General features: G+C 32.7%; 11 protein-coding genes. 7 read left to right on the forward strand and 4 right to left on the reverse strand.

Features of this window, described 5'->3' with window-relative positions; translation table 11 throughout:
• The first annotated feature begins 116 nt into the window (after nt 1-116).
• Nucleotides 117-917 (forward strand): hypothetical protein, encoded by an 801-nt coding sequence (locus Q0800_RS05915; RefSeq protein ID WP_299128308.1) that lies wholly within the window; start codon nt 117-119, stop codon nt 915-917.
• Nucleotides 910-1,611, forward strand: coding sequence for a lipoyl(octanoyl) transferase LipB (lipB, locus tag Q0800_RS05920; RefSeq protein WP_299128309.1), 702 nt, complete (start codon nt 910-912; stop codon nt 1,609-1,611). Before Q0800_RS05915 ends, lipB begins: the two co-directional genes overlap by 8 nt.
• Here the strand turns inward: lipB and Q0800_RS05925 are convergent.
• The 4 genes from Q0800_RS05925 to Q0800_RS05940 all read right to left on the reverse strand — a co-directional run bounded on the left by Q0800_RS05925 (nt 1,604) and on the right by Q0800_RS05940 (nt 6,826).
• Nucleotides 1,604-2,536: an ion channel gene (locus tag Q0800_RS05925; protein ID WP_299128310.1), complete on the reverse strand. Its 933-nt coding sequence runs from the start codon at nt 2,534-2,536 to the stop codon at nt 1,604-1,606. The genes lipB and Q0800_RS05925 overlap by 8 nt on opposite strands.
• 21 nt (nt 2,537-2,557) lie before the next feature.
• On the reverse strand, nt 2,558-3,607 hold the full coding sequence (locus Q0800_RS05930) for a nucleoid-associated protein (protein WP_299128311.1): 1,050 nt from the start codon (nt 3,605-3,607) through the stop codon (nt 2,558-2,560).
• Between the two features lie 227 nt (nt 3,608-3,834).
• Nucleotides 3,835-6,192, reverse strand: a complete 2,358-nt coding sequence (locus Q0800_RS05935) for a hypothetical protein (RefSeq protein WP_299128312.1) — start codon at nt 6,190-6,192, stop codon at nt 3,835-3,837.
• 31 nt (nt 6,193-6,223) lie between these two features.
• A complete protein-coding gene (locus Q0800_RS05940; RefSeq protein ID WP_299128313.1) occupies nt 6,224-6,826 on the reverse strand; it encodes a ribonuclease HII in 603 nt (200 codons plus the stop codon).
• 215 nt (nt 6,827-7,041) lie between these two features.
• Between Q0800_RS05940 and Q0800_RS05945 the strand changes: the two genes are divergently transcribed.
• The 5 genes from Q0800_RS05945 (at nt 7,042) to Q0800_RS05965 (ending at nt 16,687) form a co-directional block, all read left to right on the forward strand.
• The gene (locus Q0800_RS05945) at nt 7,042-10,113 is read left to right on the forward strand and encodes a SusC/RagA family TonB-linked outer membrane protein (protein ID WP_299128314.1); all 3,072 of its coding nucleotides are present in this window, start codon (nt 7,042-7,044) and stop codon (nt 10,111-10,113) included.
• A 12-nt stretch (nt 10,114-10,125) separates the two neighbouring features.
• Nucleotides 10,126-11,643, forward strand: a complete 1,518-nt coding sequence (locus Q0800_RS05950) for a RagB/SusD family nutrient uptake outer membrane protein (RefSeq protein ID WP_299128315.1) — start codon at nt 10,126-10,128, stop codon at nt 11,641-11,643.
• 9 nt (nt 11,644-11,652) lie between these two features.
• Nucleotides 11,653-12,501, forward strand: coding sequence for a hypothetical protein (locus tag Q0800_RS05955; protein WP_299128316.1), 849 nt, complete (start codon nt 11,653-11,655; stop codon nt 12,499-12,501).
• A 105-nt stretch (nt 12,502-12,606) separates the two neighbouring features.
• Nucleotides 12,607-14,586 carry a S8 family serine peptidase gene (locus Q0800_RS05960; protein WP_299128317.1) on the forward strand — a complete coding sequence of 660 codons (1,980 nt, stop codon included), beginning with the start codon at nt 12,607-12,609 and terminating at the stop codon, nt 14,584-14,586.
• A 181-nt stretch (nt 14,587-14,767) separates the two neighbouring features.
• Nucleotides 14,768-16,687, forward strand: coding sequence for a putative porin (locus Q0800_RS05965; protein ID WP_299128318.1), 1,920 nt, complete (start codon nt 14,768-14,770; stop codon nt 16,685-16,687).
• Nucleotides 16,688-17,377 lie beyond the last annotated feature (690 nt).

Consider the following 17,377-nt stretch of genomic DNA (forward strand, 5'->3'; position numbering starts at 1 on the left):
AATGCTTTTATCAATTGTAAATAAAAGTATTTTATATAAATCCTCACCTTGCGCATAGATCAGTTAAGTCTAACTTATTTGTATCTTTGTACATTACCTAATCAATTAAATACTATATGAAAAAATTAATCCTTTTATTCAGTCTAAACTTAGTTTTAACCAGCTGTAATGTTACAGAATCAATAGTTTTTAATGATGGACAATCTGGTGAATATTTAATCACCTATCAAATGGGTGATGCTATGAAAGCTTTTACCGATAAAATGGGTGGTGGTGCTAAAAAAGATAAGAAAGAGAAAGGAGAAGTTATGGATACTACTATGGTGTTTGCAGATCTTATGGAAACGCACAAGGATAGTATAGCAGCATTGCCAGAAGACAAGCGTTTAGCTATGGAAGCTGTTAAAGATATGTTTATGACAATGAAAATGGATGAAGATAAAGGGCAGATGGATATTGGTATTGGGTTGAATTTTGAATCTCTTGATGATTTAAAGAATATTCAAGAAAAAATTAAAAAAGTGCAAAGTCTTAATGGTCAAGGAGATCAATTAGACGCTATGAAAAATGGATCTCCACTCGGAAAATTTATGGGTTCGGAGGATGAATCTGTGGAGTATAATATGTCTTCTGCTGGTTTTGAAAGAGTAACAAACTCAGAACTTAGTGCAGAGGACAGGTCAGCTATGGCAGATCTTTTTGATGAGAACGACGAGACGGATAAAGAGTTTATGACCTATTTTGAATCATCATATTACAACGTAAAACTCACATTTCCTAAAGCTGTAAAATCAGTTTCTATAAAAGATGCTGTGCTTTCCGATGATAGAAAAACAGTGACCTACAAAGCCAATTGGATAGATTACTTACAAGATCCCTTAATGCTAGATGTAAAAGTTGAATTTGTAAATGAATAAAACGGTAAAATTTAAGGACCTAGGCCTTAAAGATTTTAAGCAAACTTGGGATTACCAAGAAACACTTTTTAAAGCCATTTTAGATACAAAAATTAAGAATAGAAGGGAAGACGCTGGTTTAGTAACAGAGAATCACTTTTTATTTGTAGAACATCCACACGTGTATACGCTTGGTAAAAGCGGAGACCTCGCCAACTTATTACTATCCGAAACTCAATTAGCCGAAAAAGGCGCTACGTTTTATAAAATTAATAGAGGAGGAGATATTACCTATCATGGTCCTGGGCAAGTTGTGGGTTATCCTATTTTAGACTTAGATAATTTTTTTACGGATATACATAAATATCTTCGATTTTTAGAGGAAATTATCATCCTCACATTAGCAGAATACGGACTTAAAACTGAGCGCAGTCCTGGCGAGACAGGTGTTTGGTTAGATGTAGGTACTCCATTTGCACGCAAGATTTGTGCTATGGGAGTGCGTGCCAGTCGTTGGGTAACGATGCACGGTTTTGCGCTAAATGTTAATGCCGATCTTGGTTATTTTGATCATATTATTCCTTGTGGTATTAGAGGGAAGGCAGTGACTTCACTTAATAATGAATTGGGTGTGGATACCGTTGAGGAAGAAGAGGTAAAGCAAAAACTTTTAAAACACTTTGAGACGCTTTTTGAAGCGTCGTTTATTAATTAAGTACAACCTTAGACGTTTCGTTTATTTTGCTGACATCAATAAATGTTTTTCCTTTAGATCTTTTGGCGGCATAAATAAATTTTTGTCCCCATTCTATTTCATTGGGTTTGTAGGACGATCTAGAATATACCATTTGCCCAGAGGATTCGTCAAAGGCTTTTAGCATGGCTATAAATTCAAAATCTTTTTTAAAATAGTCCGCTTCTGATAATCCAAATAATGGACTTTTATCGTTGATTGGATGTACAACCGTCCATAGCGACGGGAAGAATCTTACTTTTTCGCGTTCTAACTGTAGAATATGAAAATTGCGTAAGTTAGTGCCTTTTCGTTTCATGGATACACTAACGTTAATTTCAACGTCTAGCAATTGATTTCGTTGAGGATTAACGATTCTAAACATAAATCCGTTGATCTTAAGATAGGGTGCAATAACCGCCTTTTCACTGTATTTAATTTTTGAAATAGGTTTAGAAAACCGACCATAAAGTAAACCTGTAGCTAAGGCAAAAAATAAGAGACCAAGTAAGGATTCAATAGCAGCGACAATATTAGCAGATAAACCTAAAGGCGCAATGCGTCCGTAACCTAATGTTGTAATAGTTTGGGCACTAAAAAAGAAGGCCTCCATAAATTGATCAAGTGCACTTATACCTTTGGTGCCTGTAAGTTTCTCTACTCCAATAAAACTGTAAATAGAAGCAAAGATTATATTAACTACTAAATAAACTAGTAAAACAAACAAAAAGAAGTGAGACCATTTCATTGTTACCAATGAGTGAAAAAAGTTTAGGCGTTCAAAAAATGGGATATTAATTTTTTCAATATTAAAACTACCGTCTTTATTTAAGGCACGGTAACCTACTGATGATGATTTTTCACCTAATCCAAAGTCATTAAATGTTTCCCTTTTTTGCTTTGCCATAATGGCTCAAAATTAATTAAATTAAGCTTCTGCGTTAAAAAAGACTTTGTAGTAATGCATTTTTTTATCGTCATCGTAGCCGCGTTCTAAATATTCGGCGGAAGCGTCTGGTGCGTCTACATCTAATTTAATTTGAATGTTGGTGTCTAGTTTTATTTCAGTTTTTATCTTTTGTTTTTGCTTTTTTAAAACCCGTTCTGAGACATCAAACTGATTTCTAATAAGTACTTTATGTTCAGATTCGTACGTTTTTTTATAATCCTCAAAGAGTTGTATTTGGTCTTCTTCATTAAAAACCTCTTCTTTAAAGGTTTCAATATTTACAATTTCATTTTCTTTAAAGAAATCTACTGTTTTGGCTAAGAAATTACTTTGTTCTTGTCCTCCAAAATTAGGCTGTAAAATTTCTTTTGAAAATTCTCTACAAAGCTCAATACAATTTTTGGTGTGTTGATTACTATCGTCTGGGTATTTTATGTTTAAAAAGTGTTTTATCCAATACTGTGTGTCGTATGTATTATTGTCTAAACTAAAAACAATTTTACCCTCCATGTCTGAAGTGTTTAGGATTAAGCAACCCTTGTCTACTTTCTTTGCTTGTACGCCTTTTTGTACTAAAATATCATAACTATTAGCCTCTAAGTACGTTTGAAAAAATTCAGTTTTATTTTCAATTTTATAAATACCAATGGCGTCTACAAAGTAGTCTTCGTATTGGATATTTTCAAAGTGGCAAATAAGTACATCTCCAGTCTTAATATTAGCAGAATTGCTCTGTTCGTAAAGGTGTGTTAGTACATGTTTTGAAACGTCTACAAAATCAACTTCATCCTTAAATATTTGGTCGGAGTAGGTGTTGATTTCATTTAAACCAACATTACTATGATGATGAAACCGATAATTCTCAGCGGCACTAACAAAAGGCTTTAAAAGATAAGGTAAAATAAGGTTGTAGGTTGCTTCATCAAAGTTAATAATGGCATCTGAAAAAGCATTTTTTGTGTCGTTAAACTTGTTGCCAACTTTATGTATTATACACTGTTTTATTGAAGCTTTTTGTCGTTTTATCATGATCTATTAGGTGCAATTATGAGTCTACAATACTACAAAACACAGGATTTAAAATTAAAGAAAAAACCAAAAATAAATTTAGTGTTCTAAGTCTAAGGAACCTTAAGATTTAAGTTACGTTATATTTTAATAAAATATATGCGTCTTTGGTATGTTTTGCTTTTATCAATAACGTTGCGCGCTTAATTAGTGATCTTGTTTCGTCAGAGTACTGCTACAGAAGTGATTTAATTTAACTTATATACAATAATGGTTTTGTCGTCAGCTTGGGTAATAAGTTCTAAGCCTTGTTCCTTGTCAAGGTTTTGTAATTCTGCTGCAGTAGTGCCAAAAACTGGGAAGTTAGGGATAGGTTTTGCTTGGCTATCAAATAAATAAACTTTTTTAGCTTGTAAATCTGTTGTTGTAACATAGATTTTATCGTTTAGATAAAAAATTCTGGCTGGTGTGTAATCACCATAATCTAAGTCAATAGTTTTCGATTTAATTTTTAATTTATTTTCAGATAGTGTTACTAAGGTTTTACTTGTAGTGACTAGGTTGTGATTTTCAGGTAGATTAAGATCCGTTTTAGTGATGTAGCCTTTAGTGTTTACCTGCACTAATTTTCCGCTAGTGTTAGTTGTGGTAAATGTATTCTTATACTTATAGATCTCATTGCCCGAAAACAATATGTTGTCTTTTACAACAATTCGGTCTTTACCTTGTCTATTTAGTATTTTTAAGGTTTTACCAGCAGAAAACGTTATGTAGTCTTTAGTTCTTATTCTAAAATGTTTGGGTTGCGCTGTAATTGTTGATGCTTCTTTATAATTAAACCCATTGATGAGTTTTCCTTTAATATCGTACATTAAAAGTGCTTTACCTTGTGTTATTAATAATCTGTAATTTCTTTTTTTATCGTAATCAAAGACTGATAAAGGCTGAGTGATTTTATCGTTAAATTTTAGAGGAAAACGAGAAATGTTATTACCATTTCTATCTAAAATGTATAGGCGATTGGCAGTTGCGAATGCTAACTGAAATCTTCCGTTTTTAAACATGTCAATCTGTTCTATTTGGCCTAGTACTTTACCGTTAAGTTGCTTTTTCCAAAGGATATTTCCAGAATTTGAGATAAGATACAGTACATTATTAACGTCTTGTACAATAATATCATTAGCGCCAGTAACATGATTTTTAATACTTTGTGGTGTTGATAGTATAGTGGCGTCTAATTCTGTAGAAAAAGCTTCGGTAATAACATTAGTCTTAGCTTTCTTTTTAAATTTTTGGATAACACCATTAACGTGAGTATAATTAGTATCGTAAACCAATTGAAGCGCATTAGCATCGTAACCCTCAATAGTTTTATTATACAAAAGTGATAAAGCTTCAGAATTTTTAAAAATTAACACAGAAGCTTCATCAGTGAGATTTTTACTTATGTTTCTATAAGCTTCAGAATTTGCTAAGGTGTTATTGTTAAGAGCCGCTGAGATTACTGGTTTTAAATTTTCAATAGCATCTGAGAACACTACAAATTGTTTATAGGCAAAAAAGTACCTACCCTTATTAAAAGAAAAAAATGGTGCCGTTCTGTTTTCAAAAAAATCAGGATCTCCAAATTCAAAAATATCGATAGCTCTATACGTTTCTATAAATGTTTTAGTATCTAGCCTTTCCAATAGTAAGTCTGTGTCTAGTGCGTGAAGAATGAACGTATTATCACTTAAGGCCATTTCATTACTAAAATCTAGAAATGTATGTGTGGTATCCACATTAATTTTATTAATTTTTGAAATGTTTTTAGTGAAGTTTGAATAATCGTTGTAGGTAATAGATACCATAGATTTAGTATCTGCGGGTGCTATCTTTATCGCATTAACCGTTTGGGGAATTGTATTAGCGAAGCCATCTAGGCTTATAAAGCTTGAATCTGTAGATTTTATAACTCCATGGTACGAAACACTATTGTCGGTATAATTAATATCTAATAAAGCATCTGTTCCTTTTATTAAATAGTTTTTATCGAAAAGTAGTTTAGAGATTAACTCCGAATTTTTATGCGTTACAAAGGATGCAATAGACTTATGGTCTGAAGTTTCAATTAAGTGACTGATGGCCGTATTCTCATTTTCAGCATTTAAAGATTTTAGTAACTCAAGATTGTTTGACACCGTAAAGTAATCGCCGTAAATTTTGGTGTAAAATACAACTGAGTCCATCTGTACTTTTTTAATATCTTGGTCTTTAAGGCGTTCTGTGATATGATTAGGAATGGCTTCAATATTAAAAATAGAGGAGTCATTTTTTGTTAAAACCACATAGTCTGATGTATTGGTATTAAGAGAGGCAACATATACAGGTTTAGTGGTATTGATGTTTTTTAAAACTGCCGAAGTTAAATTTAAATTGGTTTTGTACAGGTGAGATAGTATAGTATGGTTTTCAGCACTTTTGTTAAAATCATTCAATTCCTTTATAATAGTAACCGATGTTGTCTTTGGGTGTAATAGTTGATAAGGGGATTTTAAATCCTTATAATTCCTTTGGCAAGACATGGCAAAAGCAAAACATAATAAAATAATACTATAACGCTTCATTAACATATGATAATGCTACAAATATAAAAAGTTATAATTCCAATTTATATTGTTCGGGCAATAATCTAAATGATTTTCTATGGTATTTTGTGATACCATATTTTTTTATAGCAGTTCTATGTTCTTTTGTAGGATAACCTTTGTTTTTTTTCCAATTATACATGGGGAATTCATTATGAATTTTTTCCATATACAAATCTCTGTAGGTTTTTGCTAATACAGAAGCTGCAGCAATACTTAAATATTTGCTGTCTCCTTTAATAATAGTTTTAAATGGGATGGACTGGTAAGGTTTAAATTTATTGCCATCCACTATAATAAAATTGGGTGACTTGGTTAGTTTAGATATTGATGTGTGCATTGCTTTAATAGATGCGTTTAAAATATTAATAGCATCAATCTCAATCTCTGAAATATGATGTACAGCAAAACAAATGGCATCAGACTCAATTATAGGTTTTAAGGTTATTCTTTTTTTTTCGGATAATTGCTTGGAGTCGTTTAAGATGCTATTACTAAAATTAATGGGCAATATTACGGCAGCGGCAGTTACCGGTCCGGCTAAGCATCCTCTTCCTGCTTCGTCAGTACCGCATTCTAAATCGCTGCCAGAATAGTTTATTTTAAGACTCAAAATGTTAAAGTTTGAGCAAAGTTAAAATTTTAACGCAACCAAATAAGAGTTTTTACATCCTTAAAATGTTGTAAGTACTATAGCTATTGAAGAAATTAATAGTTAGATAATAGTAATACAGGTAGGATTGTATTAACATATTTTTGGGATAAACGTTTGCGTATTTAATATTAAATTAAGAAGTTTGCAACTAGACTAACTCAAATAATTGTTTTATGAAATTAAAATTAACATGGTTATTAACGCTATTTATGGCGTTTGTGATACAATTTTCTTTTGCACAAGAGAAAACAGTCACAGGTACAGTTACTACTGCAGATGATGGTTTACCATTACCTGGAGCTAGTGTAATTGTAAAAGGTACCTCAAGAGGTGCACAAACAGATTTTGATGGTAAATACACTATTAAAGTAAATCAAGGTGATATTTTAGTATTTTCCTACGTTGGTATGAAAGATGCTGAAAAACTAGTAGGTTCTGGCAGTGTTTACAACGCAGTTTTAGAATTGGATAGCACCTTAGATGAGGTTGTAGTTGTGGGTTATGGAACACAAACTAGAGCAACATCAAAAGTATCATCGGTAAGAGTATCGGCTGAAACTATTGAAAATCGTCCTAATGCAAGTTTTGTACAAACACTTTCAGGACAAGTAGCAGGTCTTAACATTACTACAAGTACTGGGCAACCGGGTGGTAATTCTTTAGTACAATTGCGTGGTGTGGCTTCTATTAATGGTAATACAGAGCCTTTGTTTATAATTGATGGCGCGCCAGTCGATGAAGATAACTTTAGGTCTTTAAACCCACAGGATATTGCTTCTATTGACGTTCTTAAAGATGCTGGTGCTACTGCTATCTATGGTAATAGAGGTGCAAACGGTGTAATCGTAATTAAAACGAGACAAGGAGGCTTAGAGCAAGGTTTAAGAATGAATTATAACGGTTTTGTTGCTTTTAGTACGCTTCAAGATAACGACTATAACCGTATGTCTACTCAGCAGTTGTTGAGGTATGAAAGAGATAGAGGTGCTGGTGCTGGTGCTGGAGGTAGTGTGTCACCATTTAATCCTGGTGATGGTTCGCCTTTAACAGACGCGCAAATTGATGCAGCTCCAAATTTCGATTGGACAGATTTCTTTTTTCGTACTGGTATAACACAAAGTCACACTTTATCTTTATCTAGTGGTGGAGAGAATGCAAGTCAATTTACATCTTTTGGTTTTCAGGATACTGAAGGTATTCTTCAACAAAGTGATTTAAAACGTTTCAATTTCCGTACTAATGTAACGGGGAAATCAAGTAATGATAAATTTAACTACGGAACTAATCTTACAGTTAATTATTCTACATCAGAAGAGCCTAACAGTGTAGGTACTGGTGGTATAAATCAAAATTTTGTACTTGGTGCTTTTCAATCGGTTCCATATTTAACGCCAGATGATTACGTTAATGGTGAGCAATTAACATCTCCAGTTACATTTACTAATACACCACTTTTCTTGGTTGATAAATTAGCTAATTTTTCTCGTGTAGAAGAGGAGGTAAAAATAGTAGCTAGTGCCAATTTTAATTATAAATTAACAGATTGGTTGTCAGCAAACGCTGTTTTATCCGCAGATTACCAAAACGAAGTATTCACGTTTGCACGTGGTCCCCTAGGATTCAATGCAATTTTCTTTGCAGGTGACGAAGACCCAAACAGTGCTGGTACGCAGGTAACAACTCCTGGTTTTGTTGATCAACAAACAATTAGAGAGTTTACTTACAACCAAGTTACTTCGTTAAATGCGTCTAAGTCTTACGGTAAGCACACATTTGATGTTGGTTTATACACAGAATATTTTAAAGCGCATTTGAAGAGTTTCGGTTTTGAAGCAAGAGGTTTAAATCCTGCTACATTTTCGCCAGGTGATGGATCTGGATTTGTAGATGATGTTGCTGCACAAGACGTGTTTATAGATTTAGCGCGTGCTAATATTTTATCGTCAGGTTTGTTCTCATATTTTGGGTCTTTTGATTACGATTACGATCAGAAATATGGATTTGGTGCTACAGTGAGACGAGATGCATCCTCAAGATTTGCTGGTTCTAATAGATGGGCTACATTCTACTCCGTTTCTGGTCGTTGGAACATTTCTAACGAGCCTTTTATGGAAGATTCAGCATTTAATAACTTAAAGTTAAGAGCGTCATATGGTACAGCAGGTAACCAAGATATTACTGGATTCGGTCCTTTTTCTGCATTAGATCTTACTTTGGACTTATTTGGGACATTCGGTGGTTATGGCAATCAAAACTCAATTGGTTTAACTCAGTTTGCTAACAGAAATTTAAGATGGGAAACAGTTGGACAATTAAATGTTGGTGTTGATTTTGGAGTATGGAACAACAGATTAAGAGGTGCGATAGATGTTTATGAGAGAAAAACAACAGATCTTTTCCAAACCAGACCATTATCAGCTGTAACCGGTACAACAGGTCAGTCATTTAATACTGGTATAGTATTTAATCGTGGTATAGATTTTCAAATTAACTACAACATCTTTCAGTCAGAGGCACCAGATGGCTTTAATTTTGAATTAGGTTTAGTAGGTAACTACAACGAGAATGAATTACAAGAAATTCCTAGTCCAAACGGTGAAATACCAGGCTTAGGAAGAAACGGTGGGAAATTGGGTGAGTATTTTACACTTAGATATGCTGGTGTTAATCCTGCAAACGGTAATTTATTATATTTGACAGCAGACGGTGACTTAACTGAAAATCCTGATGCAGATACCGATAGAGTATGGATAGATAAAAATATTATACCTGATTGGAATGGTAGTGTTAATTTTAATTTTGATTACAAAAATTTCTTCTTAACTACGCAATGGAATTATGCGCTTGGTGTAGACCGATTTGATAATGACTACGCTGGTCTAATTGACCCTACAAATGTTGGTCAGTTCAATTTTTCTACTGATATATTAAGAGCGTGGCAGCAGCCAGGAGACGTTACGGATATACCAAGATTTAATGCTACAAACTTAAATTCGTTTGGTGGGTCAGACCGTTTTTTAAGAAGTGCTGATTTTGTAAGATTAAGATTTGCTAGTTTTGGTTATTCTTTCCCAAGAACGACATTAGAAAATACCGGTTTTACAAGTGCTAGAGTATTTTTTAATGGTGAGAATATTTTAACTTTTACAGAATGGAGAGGATTTGATCCAGAAACAAGAAGTAACGGTTCTAGAGAATATCCTACACCAAGAACATTCTCAATAGGATTTGAATTAGGATTTTAAAAAAAAAGAAATATGAAAAATATAAGTAAATTAATTTTATTAAGTCTTATTGCAGTATTTACAAGTTGTAATGATGCAATAGACATTGATCAAGTCGGTAGACTAAGAGCTGAGAACGCCTTCTCATCTGTAGATGATTTAGAAGCTGGTTTATTGGCTGTTTATGGACAGTTAGATTTAACTCCAGAAATTGCTTTATCAGCTAATTTTACAGATGAAATTGCAATAGGTTTTGATTCTGGTGGCCAAGGTTTTGCGCTTTATGATTTTGTACTTAATGCAGAAAGCGCTGCGGCATCAAGCTTTTGGGTTAGAAATTTTATTGTAAATAACAGAGCTACCGTATTATTAGAAGCCGCTGAAAATGTTGAAATTTTAGATGAAGACGAACAAGAGCGATTTAACAATGTATTAGCACAAACACATTTTATAAGAGCGTTTTCTAATTTTGAGTTATTAATATATTTTAGCCCAGATCCTAGAGATGACAGTACTTTAGCTGTGCCTGTAGTAGATTTTGTACCAGAGCAATTAACGTTTACAGCACTTAGAGATACTACGGGAGAAGTTTGGGATTACATCAATGCTGATGTAAATAGAGCTTTAGAACTAAGTACAGTTGAATTTGGTGGAGGTGATTTTACTCCAACATTTGCATCAGTACAAGCAATCAATGCGCTAAGAGCTAGAATGGCTATAACTAGAGGTCAATATGGCGTAGCAGATGCACTTGCTACAGATCTTTTAAATACATTTGGACTAGCAGATAGAACGCAATATCAAAATATGTTTTTAGATAGTGATAATACTGAAATTATCTGGAAACTAGAGCGTACGCTTAATGACGCTTATGACGGACAAGGTGCCACAGGTAGTGTTTTTGCTGGTGGATGGGCAGGTGCACGATTTGCATTTGGATCTGCTACACTAGATGGGTCTCCTTATTTTGAGATGGATAGATCTGTTTTTGATTTATTAGATCCAGCAGATATTCGTTTTACTGTAAATGTAGCGCCAACATCTGTTATTAGTAATGATTACTTAAATGATCCAGACCCTGTTAATAATGATATCCTTGTAATACAAAAGTATATTGGTTCTGAAGGTCAGCCGCTGATGAACGATCTAAAAGTTTTTAGGTCATCTGAGATGTTGTTGATTGCTGCTGAAGCAAGAGCTGCCGGACCTGCTCAAGATTTAGCAGGAGCTGCTGCTTTGATAAAGCAGTTAAGAGATGCACGTTTTGGTACAGATCAGCCATTAGATGTTTATAACTCACAACAAGAGGCTTTCCAAGCTATTTTACAAGAACGTAAAATCGAATTATGTTATGAAGGTCACCGTTATAAGGATCTCAAACGTTTAGGGCCTGACGCAAATGTAGGAGTGGATAGAGATCCTATTGCTTGTGAAATTCAAAGCGGTGCATGTGAATTACCTGCTACAGATTTTAGATTCACATTACCAATTCCAATTGTAGAAATTAATGCTAACCCTGGCATAGCTGCACAGCAAAATCCAGGATATTAAAAAATGATTATGAAAAATATATTTAAATTTTTAACTATTGCTGCTATTGCAACGTCCTTAACGAGTTGTGAAGAAGATTTAATAGTTTTTGATCCAGTAAATGGCCAAGAGTTAGTAGGTTTTAGTAGTGCTGCTTATGATCTACCAATCGAAATTGATGCAACAGGGGCTCTACAAGTTGAGGTTGATGTTTCTAATGTATCTACATCTGATAGAACTTTCAGTATCAGTGTAATTGATGATGAAGAAAATACAACAGTAGATCCATCAGTTTATACCGTTCCAAATTCAGTAACGGTTCCTGCAGGAAGTAACAAAGGTGTTTTTACTATTGATGGAGTTGATAACGGTGTAGAAACTACACCAGAAACCTTAGTACTCGAAATCGCTGGTAATGCGGGATCTGTATTAAGCATACAACGTGCAACGGTAAGTGTTTTTGAAGTATGTCCGTTAGGTGAAGGAGTTACCTTTACAGGTGATTATAGAATTAACCTTTTCGGAGGTAGTGGTTTATTTGGTTGTAGTGTATTTCCTGATGATGGTGTAGTAACAATTAATGCCACTTCAGATTTTGACAGAAGTTTTGAAGCTCAATATATTTTAGATTGTGGTTTCGGTTCTTTCCCAACTGATTTTGAATTTTCACTAATATGTTTTGAGACTGTATTCAAATTTGTGGACACAGGTGTCGGATGTGGTGGAAATGATGTTAATCTAAGTGTGGATCAAGGAAGTTTTGCAGGTCAATACGATCCTGCAGATGACTCTAGTTTTACGGTTATAATTACAGACAATGTAGAATCAGATTGTGGTGGTGGACCTGTATTATCGGGTTATACCTTTACAAAACTGTAATAATCTAATCTATTTATATAAAGGGTGTCTATATTTATAGACACCCTTTTTTTTGTTAACATTTTTAAATCTAACTTTTCGTATCTTGTCAAAAAAAATATGATTATGAGAAAAATTTCGTTTTTACTTGTGCTATCATTGTTCTTATGCAATTTTTTATCAGCGCAATCCATACAATTACCTAAGAAGTTGTCATCATCTGATAAAACACAACAAGATTTATACAAGCGCATAAAAGAAAATGAAATAGATAGAAAATTAAGGATTGATAATTACTTAAGACTTAATTTGAATAAAAGAAGAGTAATAATAGATGCTTTTGGTAATAGTTTAGTACTGTACGATCTAATAGATGGTAAACCAATATATAAAACACTTTATAACGATCAATCTGCTGTGGCTACTGGTACAAATCACCTTCAAGTGGGAGGAAGTTTAGGGTTAGATTTAGATGGATCAAATATAACAATAGGCATATGGGATGGTGGTCCTGTTGAAACTTCGCATGTAGAGTTTTTAAAAGAAGATGGAGTAAGCTCTAGGATTCTAAATATGGAAACTAGTAGAACTGATGGTTCTGAAGGCTTTGATTCACATGGAACTCATGTTGCAGGAACTATGGCAGCAAGTGGAGTATCGGCCACTGCACAAGGAATGGCCACAAATGTTTCTCTGGTTACTTATAACTTTTTAAATGATACACCAGAGATAGTTCTTACTCTAAACGATGACCAGATAGAAATGTTTTTATCGAATCACTCTTATGGTATACCAATAAATCAAAGTAACGGTAATCAATTAGCTTCATGGTTTATGGGTGCTTATACTCAAGGTGCGCAAGAAATAGATGATATTGCCAGAGTAAATCCCAAATATTTAATGGTAGCTTCGGCAGGAAATTCTGGTAATGTATCATATAATGGCGGTTTGTACGTTAATGCAGATAAATTAACAGGTGATAAAACAGCAAAGAATAATTTAGTGGTTGCAAATGCAAATTCATTTTTAATAAACCCTGCAACACAGCAATTTATTACAGAGATTAATCCAAGTAGTAGTCAAGGTCCTACAGATGATTTACGAATAAAACCAGACATTACTGGTGATGGTACAAACGTAAGATCAACAGTACCAGGTAACGGTTATGCTATTTTTTCTGGTACTTCCATGGCAGCTCCAAACGTAACAGGTTCATTAGCACTATTACAACAATATTATGAGCAATTAAATGGCGAATATATGAATGCATCAACACTGAAAGGGCTCATTTGTCATACAGCCAAAGATGATCCGGATATAGCGGGACCAGATCACATTTTTGGATGGGGTTTGCTAAATAGTAAATCCGCCGCAGAGTTGATAACAAGCAATGAATCAAGGTCGTCTTTTATTGACGAATTAACACTATTAAATGGACAGACCTACAGTTTTGATTTTAATGCTCAAGCGGGTGATATTTTAAAAGCAACAATTTGTTGGACGGATGTTCCCGGAGTTGCCATTAGTGGTGAAGCAAATTTAAATAATCCTAGTCCAATATTAGTAAATGACCTAGATTTAAGAATAGAGAAGGATGGAATTGTGTATTTCCCTTGGAAGTTAAATTTTAGTGATTTATCAGGTTTTTCTAATTCAAAAGATGATAATAACGTTGATAATATAGAAATCATTGAGTTAGAAGCGCCAACATCTGGAGCGTACACATTAACTATTAGTCACAAAGGAGATTTAGTCGGAATGACACCTTCCGATCCAAATGAACAAGATTTTTCGCTGGTACTATCTGGCAATAATTTGGTGTTGGGAATAGAGGACGAAAATGCTCTTAACAACTTTAAATTATATCCTAATCCATCAAAAGGGGAATTTACAATTAATTTTAAGTCAAATTTAAATGATAGCAATAACGACGTTAAAGTTGATATATATGATTTAAAGGGGAGATTAGTTTATAATAATATATTTACTGAAGTTGCGTCAATTTTTAAACAAACTATTAATACTGGCGATGTTAACTCTGGCATATATTTAATAAATATATCACAAGGCAATAGAAAAATATCTCGTAAGCTTATCATTGAATAATCGAAAAAATCAGATAATATAAAAGGTCATCATAAAATATGATGGCCTTTTATTTGTTAAGTAATTTATAATGATCTCTTTTAAAGTAATAATTTATAGTTTAATTTGTTGAATATTTATGCTGCGATCAATGAAAATAAAGTATTCAATAGTCTTCCCTTTTCTATTTATTTATATGACAATGTCAGGTCAGGTCGATATTAATAGAAATTTAAACAGAAATATAAATAACACTATTGATGAAGATTCAACTTCTAAGAAAAGGTCAAATGGTTTTAAAAACAAAGCTAATATTGACATGTATTTAATGTTTACTGAAAAACAAGACACCACTTCAGTAGATACAACATTAACCATTAAAAAAGATTACAAGTATAATTATTTGCAGAAAGATAATTTTGGTTTAATGCCTTTTTCAAATATCGGACAGACTTACAATGCTTTAACTTATAATTTTAACTCTAAAAACAGTATACCTTTATTTGGAGCAAGAGCAAGGCACTATAATTATTACGAAGAAAATAATATAAGTTATTATGAAGTCCCTACGCCTTGGACACGTCTAACCTACAAAACTGCATTTGAACAAGGGCAGATGTTAGATGCTTTTTTTACAGTCAATCTCTCAAAACAATTTAATTTTTCAATAGCATACAAGGGATTAAGATCTTTAGGTAATTATCAAAACTCGTTAACAAGTACAGGTAATTTTAGATTTACCTCTAATTATCAATCTAAAAATAAAGTCTATGAGGCTAAAGTTCATATAGTAATGCAAGATTTATTAAATCAAGAAAACGGCGGATTACAAAATGAAGACATTCCAAATTTTGAAAACGGTAACGAGGAATTTTCCGATAGATCTGTCTTTGATCCAAATTTAGAAAATGCGGAGAATATATTAGAAGGAAAACGATTTTACATCAATCATTCCTTTAAAATTATTAATAAAAAAGATTCTTCATCTACTAATCAATTATCAGTAATTAATAAAACTGTATTAGAAGATAAGTTTTATCAATTCAATCAAACCACCCCGACTGAATCTTTTTTCGGAAATTCTTTCAATAATAGAATTAATGATAGAGTAACTTTAGAAAATTTTAATACACAACTAGGTTTAAATTATAAGAATAATTTTTTAGGAGATATAACGTTTGGCTTAGGTTATAACAACATTAATTATGGTTACGATACCGTTGTGATCGCTCAAGATCAAAATATACCTAACAGAATTAAGATTGATTTTCTCGCCTTACATGGCCATTATAAAAAACAATATAAAGGATTTATAATAGAAGGTAGCGGATCTTTAAATATCTCAAAAGACTTTGCAGGAAATAATATTGGTGGAAATATACAATTAAAATTATTAGAAGATCTTAATTTTAAAGGCGGTATTAATATTAATTCAAGACTCCCAAATTTCAACCATCTATTATATCAAAGTGATTATACAAGATATAATTGGTATAATTTCAATGATTTTAAAAATATAAACACCCAACAAATTAGTGTAAGTATAGAGTCGTCTAAATATATAAATATCGATTTAGATATTTCTAATATAAGAAACCATACCTATTTTAATTTAGAATCTTCATTAGTAGATAAAGATAGAGTTGTAAGGCCAACACAGTACGATAAAGCAATTCAATATGTAAGGCTTAAAGTAGGTAAAGAATTTAGATTAGGTAATTTTGCATTAGATAACACCGTGATGTATCAAAATTTAATAAGTGATGACAATGTTATAAATGTGCCAGAAATTATAACCAGAAACACCTTATACTATTCAAATGAAATATTTAAAAAAGCAATGAAGCTGCAAACAGGTATTACATTAAATTACTTCACCAAATACAATATGGACGGTTATGATCCACTATTAGCAGAGTTTTACACTCAAAATGAAACACAGTTTGGAGGTTTTCCTAGGCTAGATTTCTTTATCAATGCAAAAATTAGACAAACCAGAATATTCTTTAAAGCAGAACATTTCAATTCATCACTAACAGGTTTTAACTATTTTTCGGCGCCAAATGTTCCGTTTAGAGATTTCGCTATCCGTTTTGGACTAGTATGGGACTTCTTTTTATAATTTTTAGAGCATCCTTTATTTCTTCATAAACAATAATAAGGACTAATTATTATCTTTTCGGTAATAATAAGTAGACTATCAAGAGAGCATAATCGTATATCGGTTCTCAATGTTATCACCACTTGAAAGCTCTAAAAAAAACAAATAATTTATCAATATCGTTTACAAATACATATATAATCCCCAAAGGGAAGTAATCAATAAATGTATAGAGTATTCCGTTTTTGTTTTATGAGATCAAAAACGTCGGGCTATCCGCTATATCTTTTGTTTAAGACAAAAGGATGACGTTACTATCCCTAATACGCCTACCAGAGTTCATAAAACAATGAGTATATATATAGCTTACCCAAAGCTTATAAAAAACTTCAAATAATTTTAGAGTCTAATCACTTATAAATAAAGCGTTTGTAAAACAGATAAAAAGTAAATAGAAATAAATTAAAAAAAGGTATTGTGAGATAAAAAAGTAGTTCTATATTTGCGCCCGCTTAGGGGCTTAACGAAGTCTTAAAAAGCGAAGTTCATTACCATAAAACAGCATCGGTAAAAAAAACAGAAATATTTTTTGTTTAGATGTTGTGGGAATAAAAAAAGGGTTTTATATTTGCACCCGCTTAACGAGGAAACGAGTTAAAAAAGCAAAAAATAAAAGTTCATTAACATATTGAATTGACAGCGTAAGAGATT

This window comes from uncultured Winogradskyella sp., from assembly GCF_937958655.1.
Classification (GTDB): Bacteria; Bacteroidota; Bacteroidia; order Flavobacteriales; family Flavobacteriaceae; genus Winogradskyella.

What these genes read in the sequence shown, in the direction of transcription:
- Q0800_RS05955 (WP_299128316.1), top strand. Translation starts at nt 11,653, where the DNA reads ATGAAAAATATATTTAAATTTTTAACTATTGCTGCTATTGCAACGTCC.
- Q0800_RS05935 (WP_299128312.1), bottom strand. Translation starts at nt 6,192, where the DNA reads ATGAAGCGTTATAGTATTATTTTATTATGTTTTGCTTTTGCCATGTCT.
- Q0800_RS05930 (WP_299128311.1), bottom strand. Translation starts at nt 3,607, where the DNA reads ATGATAAAACGACAAAAAGCTTCAATAAAACAGTGTATAATACATAAA.
- Q0800_RS05915 (WP_299128308.1), top strand. Translation starts at nt 117, where the DNA reads ATGAAAAAATTAATCCTTTTATTCAGTCTAAACTTAGTTTTAACCAGC.
- Q0800_RS05950 (WP_299128315.1), top strand. Translation starts at nt 10,126, where the DNA reads ATGAAAAATATAAGTAAATTAATTTTATTAAGTCTTATTGCAGTATTT.
- Q0800_RS05945 (WP_299128314.1), top strand. Translation starts at nt 7,042, where the DNA reads ATGAAATTAAAATTAACATGGTTATTAACGCTATTTATGGCGTTTGTG.
- Q0800_RS05960 (WP_299128317.1), top strand. Translation starts at nt 12,607, where the DNA reads ATGAGAAAAATTTCGTTTTTACTTGTGCTATCATTGTTCTTATGCAAT.
- lipB (WP_299128309.1), top strand. Translation starts at nt 910, where the DNA reads ATGAATAAAACGGTAAAATTTAAGGACCTAGGCCTTAAAGATTTTAAG.
- Q0800_RS05965 (WP_299128318.1), top strand. Translation starts at nt 14,768, where the DNA reads ATGTCAGGTCAGGTCGATATTAATAGAAATTTAAACAGAAATATAAAT.
- Q0800_RS05925 (WP_299128310.1), bottom strand. Translation starts at nt 2,536, where the DNA reads ATGGCAAAGCAAAAAAGGGAAACATTTAATGACTTTGGATTAGGTGAA.